Raw genomic sequence first — 12,530 nt, 5'->3', positions numbered from 1 at the left:
TTCCTGCTCTCTGGGCCCGCCTACTCCGCCACGGTGAGGTGGATGGCGAAGCCCGCTATCTCCTGCCTGAAGTAGATGAGGTAGGTCCCCGGGAGTCCGTCGGGACGGGCCTTGCGCGAGGACTCGTCGAACTCGACGCCGCGCGCCTCGTACCAGGCCACGGCGGCGTCCACGTCGTCGACGTGCAGCCCGATGTGGCCGCGCGCTCCGCGGCCGCCGTTGCCCATCACCTCGACGAGCGTGCCGGCGAAGGCGGAGACCGGGAACGGCTCCTCTCCGCGCGCGACGCCGAGCAGCGCGCAGAGGGCGTCGGCCGTGGAGGCGGCCCCCTCCATCGTGTCCTCGTTGATGCCCACGTGGGCGACCCTCATGCCAAAGAGCTCGACCGGACTCTCGGAAGCGCTCATGCGATCCTCCCCCTCTCGGGAATGCAAACCAAACGATTATATCGTGTGCCGGGGAGGCTCGGCAGATTGACACAACCGTCATCTGGGCGCGTGGGCGTCCCCACGCGGCGCGGGGACGCTAGAATGGGTGGACGGACGATTCCCGCGCACGCACGCGCGATGTGATAGAAAGCGAGCTTTCATGAGCGCTACCAGGAAGGTCGCGGCCCTCGACGGCCTGCGCGTCCTCGCCATCGCGGCCATCGTGGCATACCACGCCAACCCCACCTGGCTGCCAGGCGGATACTTCGGCGTCACGGTCTTCTTCGTTCTCACCGGCTACCTCATCACGCTCTCCATCGAGCGCGAGATATCCCGCACCGGGGGCTTCGACTACCCGCGCTTCCTGCTCCGGCGCGTGGGGCGCCTGCTTCCCGCCATGCTCGTCGTCGTGGGCGCCTGCGCCCTCATGTGCGCGCTGTTCTCGCCCGCCCTGCTGCCCAAGGTAAAGTCGGACGCCGTCCCCGCGCTGCTGTTCTTCGAGAACCTCTACTACATCGTGCGTAACGTCTCCTACTTCGCCGCCGCCGGCCTGCCCTCGCCGCTCACGCACCTGTGGTTCGTCGGCGTGGCGATGCAGTTCTACCTGGTGTGGCCCCTTGTCCTTCTCGCCCTCTCGCGCGTCGCGCGGCGTCGCTCGACGGCCTGCAGGGTGGTCGCCGTCCTCGCCGTGGCCTCCGCCGTGGCGATGGCCGTCCTCTACGACCCGCTCGGTGACACCAACCGCATCTACTACGGTCCGGACACGCGCGCGGCGGAGCTCCTCGTCGGCGCCCTGTGCGCGCTCGTGACGCGCGGCCACGGCTGGCGCCTCTCGCTCCCGGCGGGGGGACGGGGGCAGGGCGAGGGGGAGGCGCGCCCCGTCCCGGGATGGGCGTTCGACGTGGTGGGCGTGGCCGCGCTCGCCGGGCTCGGCGCGATGATGGTCACGCTCGACGGCTACTCCGAGTTCGCCTACCGGGGCGGAATCTTTCTCGCCGCGCTCCTCTCTGCCGTGGTCGTGGGCGCGGTCTCGAGGCCGCAGAGCCTGCTCGGCCGCGCCCTCGGACTCCGTCCGCTCGCGGAGCTCGGCAAGCGGGGCTTTGCCCTCTACCTGTGGCACTACCCGCTGCTGCTCATCATGAACCCGGCGACCCGCACGACCGAGCTCCCCTGGTGGGGCTGGGTGGTCGAGCTCGCCGTCATCCTCGCCGTGGCCGAGCTCTCCTGGCGCGTCCTCGAGCGGGGCGTGGGCAGGCCCGCGTTCCTCGGCCAGCCGCGCTCGGCGCTCGCCCTCGAGGCCGTGGCGCTCGTCGCCGTGGTCGTGGTGACGCTCGCCCCGATCTCCCCAGAGCAGACGGGCGTGCCGACCGGCGAGCAGTCGAGCTCGTCCGCGCAGGCCTTCAACGCGGACGCCGAGGGCTACGACCTCTCCTCGACCTACCTCGCAGGCACCGCCTTCGACCAGGCGGTCGACACGATCAACCACCTCAACTACGACGTGGACGAGCAGACCGGCGCCACGGACGCGAGCGTGCTTCTCGTGGGCGACTCCGTCTCGCTCGGCGCCCAGGCGCAGTTCCAGAGGGTCTTCCCCAAGGGCTGGATGGACTCCGCCGTAGGCAGGCAGCTCACGGCCGGCCTCGACGTGTACAACCAGTGCGTCGAGGCGGGGCACGGCTCTGACGTCGTGGTCTTTGCGCTCGGGAACAACGGGGTGGCCCGCGAGGACCAGGTTCGCGCGCTCATCGACGCGTGCGGCCCCGACAAGAAGGTCTACCTCGTCACCACGCGCGTCCCGATGGCGCTCCAGGACATCAACAACCAGCTGTTCAAGGACGTCGCCGCCACCTACGACAACGTCGAGGTGATCGACTGGTACGCCGAGAGCGCCGGCCACGACGAGTACTTCTGGGACGACGGAACCCACCTGCGCCCCGAGGGCGCAGAGGCCTACGTGATGATGCTGCGCCGCGCGATCACGGGACGATAGGCAGGGTCCGCGCGGCACGGGGCGACGCGCGTCCGCGCCTCCGCACAATTCCGGAATTGTGCGGAGGCGGGCGGTTCCCCCGGGCAAAACTCCAGTTGAGGTTCTTCTCGTGCTTAGAAAAGCCGGGTCGTGCGACGCGTCACTCGCACAATTCCGGAATTGTGCACCGAAGCAGACGCCGGGAACCGAGAGATCAAGCTACAAAAAAGCCGCCGGGCTCTCACCCGGCGGCATCAACCTCGTGGTGGAGATAAGGGGGTTCGAACCCCTGACCTCGTGACTGCCAGTCACGCGCTCTCCCAACTGAGCTATATCCCCGTGCGTGGTGGGCGATGCTGGATTCGAACCAGCGACCCCTTCCGTGTGAAGGAAGTGCTCTACCCCTGAGCCAATCGCCCTTGCGCGAGGAAGTATGTTAGCAAAAGAATCCGCGTTTGGCACGAGAAATTTTGCAGAGTTGGAAAACTCGTGCAGAGGGGCGGCGAGGCGCGGACGGGACGCACCGGCTCACGGGCGCCCCTCACTCGGCGAGCAGGCCGCCAACGTCGTAGCCGTACTTCTCCATCTGGCCCACTACCACCTGCCTGCGCGCCTCCGCAGCCTCGGCGTCACCGGCCAGCGCGCTCGGCGCGTTGGGAAGCCCGGCCATGAGCGTGCACTCCACCGGCGTCATCTCCGACGCGGGCTTGCCCAGGAGCACGCGCGACGCCTCCGCTATCCCGTAGCACCCCTCCCCGAAGTAGGCGGTGTTCACGTAGAGCTCGAGGATCTCTCGCTTGTCGTAGCGAGCCTCGAGGTCCCACGCCACGAAGACCTCGGCGACCTTCCTCGCAAGCTCCTTGTCCTGCGTGAGGAAGAGGTTCTTGGCGAGCTGCTGGGTGATGGTCGACCCTCCCTGCTCGAGCGAGAGCGTCGTGAGGTCGTGCCACGCGGCGCGGCCGATGGAGATGACGTCCACTCCCCCGTGCTCGTAGAAGCGGTGGTCCTCGACGGCGACGACCGCGTCGAGGTAGGTCTGCGGCAGATCGTCTATGCTCACGTACCCCGGTCGGGCGCGCACGGAGGCCACGACCTCCTCTATCCCCCGTTCGGACACGGCCCTTCGGTACAGCGCGTGCCCACGCCACGCCACCGCCACGGCCCCCAGCAGCGCGACAGCGAGAAGAACCAGCGCGACGCGCCTCACCGCCCTCAGAACACCCCTCATGCCAGCCTCCCTGCTCTCGACGCCCCCATTGTGGGGCCGCCCCGCGCCCGGCGCCATGCGCGCGCCTTACGCGCAGGTGAGAGTTTCGAAAGGTTGGTCCTGCGGCCGCAGAGGGGCGGCCTACCTGCGGCCCTGGCGGTGCAGGCGCGCCATGTCGGTCTCCGCCATGCCCTGCGTGGGGTCGCTGTGACGCCTCTCGTAGAGCGGGTTGTCGCGCTCGTCCCAGAGGCGCTCGGCCACGGGCGCCCACGCCTCGGCGGCCGGCGCGGTCTTCTCGCGCAGCTGCTCGGGGGTCTCCCTCTCCACGAGGTCGGTGGAGTGCGCGCCCGTCTCGGCCACGATGCGCGGAAGCACGTCGGGGTTCTCGAGCATCGGGCAGGGCATGAGGTGGTTGTCGTTGAAGGGCTGTCCCTCGTAGTAGGCCATGAAGATCGGCGACTTGAGGGCCTCGAGCAGGGTCGCCTCGTGGATGTTGGCGTTGGCGTAGTGGATGAAGACGCAGGGCTCAACGTCGCCCGCGGCGTTGATGTGCAGGTAGCGGCGCCCGCCGGCGATGCAGCCGCCCACGTACTCGCCGTCGTTCTGGAAGTCGAGGGTGAAGATGGCCTTCCTGTCGCGCATCTCGCGCACGAAGCGGTACATGCGCTCGCGCTGCTCGGGCGTGGGGATGAGCTCGGCGGTCGACGAGCGGCCCACCGGCATGAAGTGGAAGTACCAGCAGAAGAGCGCCCCCTTCTCGATCATCCAGTCAACGTTGCGCTCGGTGGCGATGGCGTCGGCGTTGGCGCGCGTCCAGCACGCGGAGATGCCGAAGGGTAGCTTGTTCTCGCGCAGCAGGTCCATGGCGCGCTCGATCTTGGCGTAGGTGCCCACGCCGCGCCGCGCGTCGGTGGTGGACTCGGTGCCCTCGGCGCTGATCGCGGGCACGAAGTTGGCCACGCGGATCATCTCCTGGCAGAACGCCTCGTCGATGAGCGTGGCGTTGGTAAAGCAGAGAAAGACGCAGTCCGGGTACCTCTCGCAGATGCGGATGAGGTCCGCCTTGCGCACCATGGGCTCGCCGCCCGTGTAGATGTAGATGTGGGTGCCCAGTTCGCGGCCCTGGTCGACGATGGAGCAGATGTCCTCGTAGGAGAGGTTCTGCGCGTGGCCGTACTCGGCCGCCCAGCAGCCCGTGCAGGCGAGGTTGCAGGCCGAGGTCGGGTCCAGCAGGATGGCCCAGGGGATGTTGCACCGGTGCTTCTCGCGCATCTTCTCCTGGACGGGCCAGGCGAGGATGTTGGCGTCCACCACGAAGGCCTTGAGCAGACGGCGGCGCACCTCGGGGTTGAGGTCGAAGATGCGCATGAGAAGCTGGTACCAGTTGCTGTGCGAGTCGATGGCGCCCCGGATGGCCGAGCGCTGCGCCGGGAAGACCTTCTCGGGCACGAGCTTGTCGGCGAGATCCATGATCTTCTCGAGGTGGGCGGCGGGGTCGTCGTCGAGGTAGTCGATGAGCTTGTTGAGCGCGGCGCGCTCTGCGGCCTGGGTAAGTGCCATGAGGGTCCCCTCTCCGTGTCGATGCGGTGGGCGTCTGCCCGCCCCGTGGAGATAGTACCCAGATAGGGAATAATCAACGTCTGTGGAATAGTATTGTGTCTGTTCAACGAAACGACGCGGTCTGTGGACTAATCCACAGCTCCGACGGAGAGGGGTGCCATGGCGGGGCGAGAGGAACGTGGGGGCACGAACGGCAAGGTCCGGCGAGAGCACCGCCCCGTCGACCGGCGGGTCGCCCGCAGCAGGAGGGCCATCAGGGCGGCCTTCGAGCGGCTCGTCATGGAGCGGCCGCTCGACGAAATCACGGTGAGCGCCATCGCGCGCGAGGCGGACGTGGACAGGAAGACCTTCTACCAGCACTTCGGCAGCGTGGACGGGCTTCTTGACGAGATGGCGCTCGAGGTGGTGGCGCGCGTGCTCGACGACGCCGAGGCGGCCTACTGCGAGCGCGACGCGGACTGCGCGCTCGCAGCGTTCTTCTCGGGACTCGCCCGCGCCCTCTCCGAGAACCTTGCGCTCAACCGGCGCCTGCTCGAGAGCGTCCCTCCCGAGCGGCTGCTGGGCCACCTGGCCGACCCGCTCGCGCACGGGATCCGGGAGCGCGGCCTCGTCTCCCCCGAGATGGACGCCCAGACCTTCGACTACTGCCTCGCCTTCGAGCTCGGCGGACTCGTCGCCGCCCTGCGCGCGTGGGCGCTCGCGGGCGAGGGCGCGCCGCCCGTGGAGGACGTCACGCGCGTGGCGCAGGAGCTCACGAGCGTGGGAATACGGGGCTTCGGGCAGCCTGATTCCACGATGTAGAAGGGCCGACCACGCATACCCCTCGCATTTTGCGCATGTTTGCATGCGAATCGGGGGGGTTATGCGAGGCCGGCCCGAGTGAACCGGGGCTACGCCACCTGGCGGCGCCTCCAGGACACCACGGAGAGCGGCAGCGCCACGATCGCGAGCGCGAGCCACGTCACCGTCACCGCGCCGGCGAGGTCGAGCACCACGGGACCCACCGGGTAGGACGTGAGCGACGTGAAGAGCGTGGAGAAGTTGGAGAAGCCCATCGGGAAGAGCCTGAGCAGGTGCTCGAGGATGCCCGAGCCACCCGAGGGCACCATCCCCGTGAGGAAGACCACCACGACGTCGACCACGATGACCGCGAGCGCGGAGCGCGTGCGCGAAGTAGACCGTGGCGTAGAGAAGCGACGCCGCCACCTTGGCCGCCACGAGCCGCGAGCATCGCGAAGGCGAGAAACGCCACGCAGCTCACGATGTTGTCCCACGCGCCTGCCCAGCCGTAGGAGACGGGCTCGGGAACGCTCGCCTCCATGTCCGTCCAGTAGGCGCGCTCGGCAGTGGTGTACTCCCAGGAGCCGCCCTGCCCCTCGTCAAGGGTGTCCTGCGCGAGCTGCGCCACGGCTTCGTAGTAGTCCGCAAACTCCTCGTCGCTCACGCGCACAGCGGTCTGGTAGGGCTCCTCACCCGAGCGGCGGAAGGGCGACATGAGCCAGGACCAGTATGGGTCGTAGAGCGTGTCGAACTGCTCGTCGGTGAAGGCCTGCGCCGCCGCGCTGTAGGCGGCTGCGTCGGTCATCTCAAGGAGGTCCGCCGCGTCGAGCTCGGACAGCACGAGCTCGCGGTAGCCCTGCACGTCGGACAGGATGCGCTCGACGCTGAGCTGGCCGGCGCGGGCCGCGCGCTCCTCTCGCGCGGCCTGTATGGCCGCGGGCCCGCCGATGAATGAGCCATCGCTCAGGGCGAAGCGCGCCTGCACCACGTTGAGCGCCATGATGCCGCACAGCATCACGAGCACGCCCACGTTCACGACGAGCGCCACGCGCCTCGTGAGCATCTTCTTGAGCTCGAAGAACATGATCCTAGGCATGGCGACCTCCCCTTGCGTGGCGCGCCGCACGCCGCGCGTCTGCTGCCTGCGCGGCCCCGTCGGCAAAGGTGTGGAGGTAGAGGTCCTCGAGCGTGGGGTCCACCGGGCATGCGCCCTCCACGGGCCGCTCGTCGCAGACGATCCTCACGAGCGCCTCGCCTCCCTCGAGGTAGTGGACGTTGCCCACCGTGAGCCGCTCGGCAAGCCGGTCGGCCTCGGCGGCGCCCACGCGGGCCTCCCAGACCCTGCCCGCAACGGCGCGGACGACCTCGTCGGGCGCGCCCTCGAGCACGATCTGACCGGCGCGCATCATCACGATCTGGTCCGCGATGTACTCCACGTCCGAGACGATGTGCGTGGAGAGCAGCACGATCTTGTCCTTGGCGAAGCTCGCGATGAGGTTGCGGAAGCGCACGCGCTCCTTGGGGTCCAGCCCCGCCGTGGGCTCGTCGAGCACGAGGACCTCCGGCTCGTTGAGGACGGCCTGGGCGATGCCCAGGCGCTGCTTCATGCCGCCCGAGAAGGTCCGGATGCGGCGGCGCTCCTCCCCCGCCAGGCCAACGGTGTCGAGCAGCTGAAGCGAGCGCTCGCGCGCCTGACGGCGGTCGACGCCCTTGAGCGAGGCGACGTACTCCATGAAGTCGAGCGCCGTGAACTCCGGGTAGTAGCCGAAATCCTGCGGCAGGTAGCCCAGGCGCGCCCGGTAGGCGTCGCCGAGGCGCGAGACGGGGGCGCCGTCGTAGCGCACCTCGCCGGAGGTGGGGCGCAGCACGCCGCAGACCATGCGCATGAGCGTGGTCTTGCCGGCCCCGTTTGCGCCGAGAAGCCCGTAGACGCCGGGGGTGAGCCGCGCGCTCACGCGGTCGACGGCGATCTTGGGACCGAACTCGCGGGTGAGCCGGTCGAGGGTCAGTTCCATGGTTCTCCCTTCCTCGGGGTTCGTTCGGTTTTGGTATGGGTCTGCGCCCGGGCCCGGGGCGCGGGGTCGTCGATGGTCGCGCCCGCGGCGCTAGAGGGCCGCGCTCCGTGCACGGGCGGGCTCGAAGGGGCACGCGGCGTGCCTGAGCCACAGGGCGGTCTCGCGCACGCACCACAGGGCCGAGGCCGCTGCGGCGACGCACCAGACGCCCGCCGAGCCCGCCTGGAGCAGGACGGGGGTCACGCTGTGCAGGACGGCGCAGGCGGCACACACGCCGAGCGCCCAGGTCACGGTCGCGCCGAGCGCGCCGGCGCTCGAGGACCTTCTCGCCACGAGGAGGCCGCCGGCGCAGGAGAGGAAGTAGGGGGCCGCCGCATGGGCGGCAAGCAGCCACAGGGGCTGGGCGGAGGCACAGAGCAGGGCGCAGGCGAAGAGCGTCAGCGCAGACGCGCAGCCAAGGACCGTAAGCCGCGCGCAGGCCACGGCGTGCGCGTTGAAGGCGCAGGCGCCCTCGAGCTCAACCATGTTGTGACCCTTGGCCGAGACGAGCCCGGTGAGCAGCGTCAGCGAGCGCGAGGCAGCCTGCGAGCACGAGCCAGCAGCCCGGCCGCACGAAGCGAGCCTGCGTGGCGAGAAACGCCAGCGTGTCGAGCGCCGAACGGATCATGCGGCCGGCGGAAAAGCGGCTCACACCGAGCGCGCGCGAGGTCGACGCAGACGTTGCGGGCTATGGTGAGCAGGTAGGCGAGCGGCTTCCCGCGCTCGCGGTAGGCGCCCGCGCGCCGCACGAAGCGCAGGAACGTCTCCTGGCAGGCGTCGGCCGCCTCCTCGGGCGAGGCGGTGTGCCTGCGGCAGTAGGCGAGCACGTCCGCGTAGCGCTCGCTCACGATCTTCTCGACGCCCTGCTCCACGCGCTCACCTCCCCACCCTCTATAACGGCCTGGCCCGACTTTTTGAGCGCCCCTCGAGAATATTTCAGACGACGCGCGCACGGCCAAGTTTGCACGCAAGCTTCCGCGATTCATCTTCGAACGGATGTCGCCTCGCGCTGGGATCCCGACGCCGCCGGCGCCGCTCTGATCAAAAAAGGGGGTTGACCCACGACGGGCGGCTGGCTATAGTATTTCCCGCACCAACGCACGGGGATATAGCTCAGTTGGGAGAGCGCGTGACTGGCAGTCACGAGGTCAGGGGTTCGAACCCCCTTATCTCCACCATGTGAACAATGGCGGCGGCTTCGGTCGCCGCCTTTTTCATACTACGGGCTCTTGGCGCAACGGTTAGCGCAGGGGACTCATAATCCCTGGGTTGGGGGTTCGAATCCCTCAGGGCCCACCAAAAACGACAAGGCCAGAGGGATGGTCCCTCTGGCCTTTTTCAATCAGTTGCAAAACGTGCGCCCCCTCGCGGGACGGTCCCCCTAGCCGTCGCAGGCGAGGTTGATGGCGTGCACGCCCTCGTAGAGCAGCCGTCCCGTCTCCGTGGGTAAGGGCCGGTACCCGCTGCGGTCAAAGAGGGGCGCCCCGACCGCAGCCTCGAGCGCGGAGACGCGCTGCGAGACCGCGGGCTGGGACACGAGCAGCTTGCGGGCGGCGGCCGAGAAGGACCCCTCCTCGACGACCGTCATGAAGAAGACGATCCGCTCGTCGAGCATGTCGCTCCCGCGCACGACGCGCCGCCCTCAGGCGTTCCAGATCAGCTCGCGCGTGATGTCGGCCGTCGTGGCCGCGCCGCACATCTCCATGGCGTCGGCGAGGCCCGAGCGCAGCTCACCGAGGTAGGCGCGCACGCCGTCGGCTCCCCCGCCAAAGGCGGCCACCACGAAGGGGCGGCACACCAGGCACGCGCGGGCGCCCAGGGCAAGCGCGCGGAAGACGTCGAGGCCGCTGCGCACACCGCCGTCGACGAGCACCTCGACCTTCTCGCCCGCGGCCGCCACGATGCTCGGGAGCACCTCGGCCGTGGCCGGCGTGCCGTCCAGCACGCGCCCGCCGTGGTTGGAGACCACGATCGCGTCCACGCCCGCCGCCGCGGCGCGCTCGGCGGCCGCAGGCGTCATCACGCCCTTGAGGACGAACGGCGCGCCGGCCTCATGGCAGCGCGCGGCGACCTCGGCCACCTGCGCGGCCGACTTGGCGCCAGCGGGCGGCTCCTGGCCGCGCAGGAAGGGCAGCCCCGCCGCGTCGATGTCCATGGCCACGGCGGCCGGATGCGCGGCGAGCGCCTGGTCGAGCTTGGAGGCGAGGGTCTTCTCGTCCCAGGGCTTGACCGTGGGGACGCCGGCGCCTCCGAGCTCGGCGATGAGGCTGCAGGCTTCGGCCATGATGGAGGCGTCGAGGCCGTCGCCGGTCCAGGCGAGCGTGCCCTCCCCTGCCGCTGCCTCGAGCACGCGGCGGTTGTAGGAGACCGTGTCGTACTTCTCGCCATAGTGGCGCTGGACGTCGCCGACGGGGCCGATCATGACGGGCAGAGCGAGCTCGCGCCCCAGCACCGTCGTGCGCGTGTCGGCCGCCCAGGACTCGTGCAGGGTGTCCATGCTCACGCGGACGTCCTGCCAAGCTTCCCAGTTGCGGCGCGCCACCCGCCCGACTCCCTTGTCGCCGGGGCCGGGCATCACGCCGGCGCACGCGCGTCCGTCGCAGGTGGGGCACGCCTTGCAGAAGGGGCCGATCTGGCCGCGCGCGGCGGCCGCGAGCTCCGAGTACGTCATCGCTGTCCTTTCTGGGGGCGTGCCCCGGCAGGCCGAGGCCAACCGGGGCACGTATGTGATCTGGGTCTGGGGGGCGCCCCTACGCGCGGGCGGGAACCACGCGCTCCGAGAGCCACGAGGCGACCTCGTCCAGGGGCACCTCGAAGCGCTCGCCGGTCTCGCGGACCTTGACCTCGGCCACGCCGTTCGCAACGCCGCGCTTGCCAAGGATCACCTGGTACGGGATGCCGATGAGGTCCGCGTCGGCGAACTTGACGCCCGGGCGCTCCTTACGGTCGTCGAGAAGGACCTCGAGGTCGGCAGCGGAGAGCTCCTCGACGACGCGCTCGGCGACCGGGGTCACCACGTCGTCGCCCACGGCAAGCGGAACGACCTCGACCTCGTAGGGGGCCACGCAGACGGGCCAGGAGATGCCGTGCTCGTCGTTGTGCTGTTCCACGACGGCGGCCAGCGTGCGGGAGACGCCGATGCCGTAGCAGCCCATGAGGAAGGGCCTCTCCACGCCGTTCTCGTCCGCGAAGGTGGCACCCATGGCCTCGGAGTACTTGGTACCGAGCTGGAAGACCTGGGAGATCTCGATGCCGCGCGCGCTCTTGAGGGGTGCGCCGCAGTGCGGGCAGGGGTCGCCCTCGCGCACGGAGACGAGGTCGGCCCACTCGTCGACGGTGAAGTCGCGGCCCGGGCAGGCGCCGGTGAAGTGGTAGTCCACCTCGTTGGCGCCGCAGGTCCACGAGGTGGACTGCCGCAGGGACTCGTCGCAGACCAGGCGGATCCCCTCGGGGAGGCCGACGGGGCCGATGAACCCCTTGAAGAGGCCTGCCTCCTCGAGCTCCTCGTCGCTCATGAGGTGGTAGGCGCCGAAGAGGTGGCTCGCCTTGATGTCGTTGAGCTCGTGGTCGCCGGGGACGATGGCCACGACGCGCGTGCCGTCCTCTGCGACGAGGGCGAGCGACTTGCGCGTGCCGTTCTCCGGGAAGCCGAAGAAGGCGGCGACGTCCTCGATGGAGCCGAGCCCGGGGGTGTGCACCTTCTGCAGCGTGCCGTCGCCGGGACCCTCGGTCACGGGCACCGAGGTGCTGGCGGCCTCGACGTCGGCCGCGAAGCCGCAGTCGCACCAGACGAGCTCGGCCTCGCCCGCGTCGGCGAGCGCCATGAACTCGACGGACGTGTCGCCGCCGATCTGGCCCGAGTCGGCCACGACGGGCAGCGCGCGGATGCCGCAGCGCTCGGCGACGCGCGCGTAGGCCGCCTTCTGGTCCTCGTAGACCTCCTGGAGCGACTCCTGCGTGGCAGAGAAGCTGTAGGCGTCCTTCATGATGAACTCGCGGCCGCGCATGAGCCCAAAGCGCGGGCGCATCTCGTCGCGGAACTTGTCCTGGATCTGATAGAGCGTGCACGGGAGCTGCTTGTAGGAGCGAAGCTCGTTCTTGACGAGGTCGGTGAAGGTCTCCTCGTGCGTGGGACCCAGGGCGAAGGCGCGGTCGTGGCGGTCGGAGATGCGCATGAGCTCGGGGCCGTAGGCGTCCCAGCGGCCTGACTCGTGCCAGAGCTCGGCCGGCGTGAGGATGGGCACCATCATCTCCTGGGCGCCGATTGCCTCCATCTCGTCGCGGATGACGGCCTCGATCTTGCGGATCGAGCGCCAGGCGAGCGGCAGGTAGCTGTAGAGGCCGGCGGCGGTCTTTCGGATCATGCCGGCGCGCAGCAGCAGCCGGTGGCTCGCGAGCTCTGCCTCGACGGGGTCCTCCTTGAGCGTCGGTGCGTAGAGCCTGCTCATCTTCTCGTAGCGCTTCACGTGGGGTCCTTCCTTTTGAGCGCGTCTGTTCGCAGAGACTGATTCTACGACAAGCGAGCCAGCGAC

The 12,530-nt window shown here is 69.5% G+C and carries 12 protein-coding genes and 4 tRNA genes; 4 read left to right on the top strand and 12 right to left on the bottom strand.

The annotated features are described in order from the left end of the window. Positions 1–20 precede the first annotated feature (20 nt). Positions 21–407 carry a VOC family protein gene (locus tag B5F23_RS00570; RefSeq protein ID WP_087350331.1) on the bottom strand — a complete coding sequence of 129 codons (387 nt, stop codon included), beginning with the start codon at positions 405–407 and terminating at the stop codon, positions 21–23. A gap of 181 nt (positions 408–588) precedes the next feature. Here B5F23_RS00570 and B5F23_RS00565 point away from each other — a divergent pair, with 181 nt between their 5' ends. Continuing rightward, positions 589–2,418 carry an acyltransferase family protein gene (locus B5F23_RS00565; RefSeq protein ID WP_087350329.1) on the top strand — a complete coding sequence of 610 codons (1,830 nt, stop codon included), beginning with the start codon at positions 589–591 and terminating at the stop codon, positions 2,416–2,418. A 242-nt stretch (positions 2,419–2,660) separates the two neighbouring features. Here B5F23_RS00565 and B5F23_RS00560 read toward each other — a convergent pair. From B5F23_RS00560 to B5F23_RS00545, 4 genes are all read right to left on the bottom strand, one after another. Next, positions 2,661–2,736, bottom strand: a tRNA-Ala gene (locus tag B5F23_RS00560). 5 nt (positions 2,737–2,741) lie between these two features. Beyond that, a tRNA-Val gene (locus B5F23_RS00555) sits at positions 2,742–2,816 on the bottom strand. A gap of 122 nt (positions 2,817–2,938) precedes the next feature. Next, a complete protein-coding gene (locus B5F23_RS00550) occupies positions 2,939–3,625 on the bottom strand; it encodes a biosynthetic peptidoglycan transglycosylase (protein ID WP_087350327.1) in 687 nt (228 codons plus the stop codon). 120 nt (positions 3,626–3,745) lie between these two features. Further along, on the bottom strand, positions 3,746–5,164 hold the full coding sequence (locus B5F23_RS00545) for a radical SAM protein (RefSeq protein WP_087350325.1): 1,419 nt from the start codon (positions 5,162–5,164) through the stop codon (positions 3,746–3,748). Positions 5,165–5,323: 159 nt separating this feature from the next. On the opposite strand from B5F23_RS00545, the gene B5F23_RS00540 reads away from it, so the two are divergent. After that, the gene (locus tag B5F23_RS00540; protein WP_087350322.1) at positions 5,324–5,965 is read left to right on the top strand and encodes a TetR/AcrR family transcriptional regulator; all 642 of its coding nucleotides are present in this window, start codon (positions 5,324–5,326) and stop codon (positions 5,963–5,965) included. A 166-nt stretch (positions 5,966–6,131) separates the two neighbouring features. Here B5F23_RS00540 and B5F23_RS00535 read toward each other — a convergent pair whose 3' ends face one another. The 4 genes from B5F23_RS00535 to B5F23_RS00520 form a co-directional block, all read right to left on the bottom strand. Next, positions 6,132–7,040, bottom strand: a complete 909-nt coding sequence (locus B5F23_RS00535) for a hypothetical protein (protein ID WP_087350320.1) — start codon at positions 7,038–7,040, stop codon at positions 6,132–6,134. Further along, on the bottom strand, positions 7,033–7,959 hold the full coding sequence (locus B5F23_RS00530) for an ABC transporter ATP-binding protein (protein WP_087350318.1): 927 nt from the start codon (positions 7,957–7,959) through the stop codon (positions 7,033–7,035). The genes B5F23_RS00535 and B5F23_RS00530 overlap by 8 nt, the downstream gene beginning before the upstream one ends. Before the next feature lie 90 nt (positions 7,960–8,049). Next, positions 8,050–8,484, bottom strand: a complete 435-nt coding sequence (locus tag B5F23_RS00525; RefSeq protein WP_087350314.1) for a hypothetical protein — start codon at positions 8,482–8,484, stop codon at positions 8,050–8,052. A gap of 38 nt (positions 8,485–8,522) precedes the next feature. After that, complete coding sequence (locus B5F23_RS00520) at positions 8,523–8,870, bottom strand: RNA polymerase sigma factor (protein ID WP_241145751.1); 348 nt, start codon at positions 8,868–8,870, stop codon at positions 8,523–8,525. 230 nt (positions 8,871–9,100) lie between these two features. Between B5F23_RS00520 and B5F23_RS00515 the strand changes: the two genes are divergently transcribed. Both B5F23_RS00515 and B5F23_RS00510 read left to right on the top strand, forming a co-directional pair. Then, positions 9,101–9,176, top strand: a tRNA-Ala gene (locus B5F23_RS00515). A gap of 45 nt (positions 9,177–9,221) precedes the next feature. Then, positions 9,222–9,297, top strand: a tRNA-Ile gene (locus tag B5F23_RS00510). A gap of 82 nt (positions 9,298–9,379) precedes the next feature. Here B5F23_RS00510 and B5F23_RS00505 read toward each other — a convergent pair. The 3 genes from B5F23_RS00505 to B5F23_RS00495 all read right to left on the bottom strand — a co-directional run bounded on the left by B5F23_RS00505 (position 9,380) and on the right by B5F23_RS00495 (position 12,446). After that, on the bottom strand, positions 9,380–9,613 hold the full coding sequence (locus B5F23_RS00505; protein WP_087350308.1) for a LysR family transcriptional regulator: 234 nt from the start codon (positions 9,611–9,613) through the stop codon (positions 9,380–9,382). Between the two features lie 27 nt (positions 9,614–9,640). Then, complete coding sequence (locus B5F23_RS00500) at positions 9,641–10,669, bottom strand: alpha-hydroxy-acid oxidizing protein (protein ID WP_087350305.1); 1,029 nt, start codon at positions 10,667–10,669, stop codon at positions 9,641–9,643. A 79-nt stretch (positions 10,670–10,748) separates the two neighbouring features. Further along, the gene (locus tag B5F23_RS00495; RefSeq protein WP_087351337.1) at positions 10,749–12,446 is read right to left on the bottom strand and encodes a proline--tRNA ligase; all 1,698 of its coding nucleotides are present in this window, start codon (positions 12,444–12,446) and stop codon (positions 10,749–10,751) included. Between the last annotated feature and the right edge of the window lie 84 nt (positions 12,447–12,530).

The organism is Olsenella sp. An188 (genome assembly GCF_002160255.1).
In the GTDB taxonomy this organism is placed as follows: domain Bacteria; phylum Actinomycetota; class Coriobacteriia; order Coriobacteriales; family Atopobiaceae; genus Thermophilibacter; species Thermophilibacter avistercoris.
Note: the sequence above shows the minus strand (reverse complement) of the source record. Positions and strands in the feature narration are given on the sequence as shown.

Bases quoted from the DNA above. Each gene is read 5' to 3' on its own strand.
- B5F23_RS00570 (WP_087350331.1), bottom strand. From the start codon at position 407: ATGAGCGCTTCCGAGAGTCCGGTCGAGCTCTTTGGCATGAGGGTCGCC.
- B5F23_RS00565 (WP_087350329.1), top strand. From the start codon at position 589: ATGAGCGCTACCAGGAAGGTCGCGGCCCTCGACGGCCTGCGCGTCCTC.
- B5F23_RS00550 (WP_087350327.1), bottom strand. From the start codon at position 3,625: ATGAGGGGTGTTCTGAGGGCGGTGAGGCGCGTCGCGCTGGTTCTTCTC.
- B5F23_RS00545 (WP_087350325.1), bottom strand. From the start codon at position 5,164: ATGGCACTTACCCAGGCCGCAGAGCGCGCCGCGCTCAACAAGCTCATC.
- B5F23_RS00540 (WP_087350322.1), top strand. From the start codon at position 5,324: ATGGCGGGGCGAGAGGAACGTGGGGGCACGAACGGCAAGGTCCGGCGA.
- B5F23_RS00535 (WP_087350320.1), bottom strand. From the start codon at position 7,040: ATGCCTAGGATCATGTTCTTCGAGCTCAAGAAGATGCTCACGAGGCGC.
- B5F23_RS00530 (WP_087350318.1), bottom strand. From the start codon at position 7,959: ATGGAACTGACCCTCGACCGGCTCACCCGCGAGTTCGGTCCCAAGATC.
- B5F23_RS00525 (WP_087350314.1), bottom strand. From the start codon at position 8,484: ATGGTTGAGCTCGAGGGCGCCTGCGCCTTCAACGCGCACGCCGTGGCC.
- B5F23_RS00505 (WP_087350308.1), bottom strand. From the start codon at position 9,613: ATGCTCGACGAGCGGATCGTCTTCTTCATGACGGTCGTCGAGGAGGGG.
- B5F23_RS00500 (WP_087350305.1), bottom strand. From the start codon at position 10,669: ATGACGTACTCGGAGCTCGCGGCCGCCGCGCGCGGCCAGATCGGCCCC.
- B5F23_RS00495 (WP_087351337.1), bottom strand. From the start codon at position 12,446: ATGAGCAGGCTCTACGCACCGACGCTCAAGGAGGACCCCGTCGAGGCA.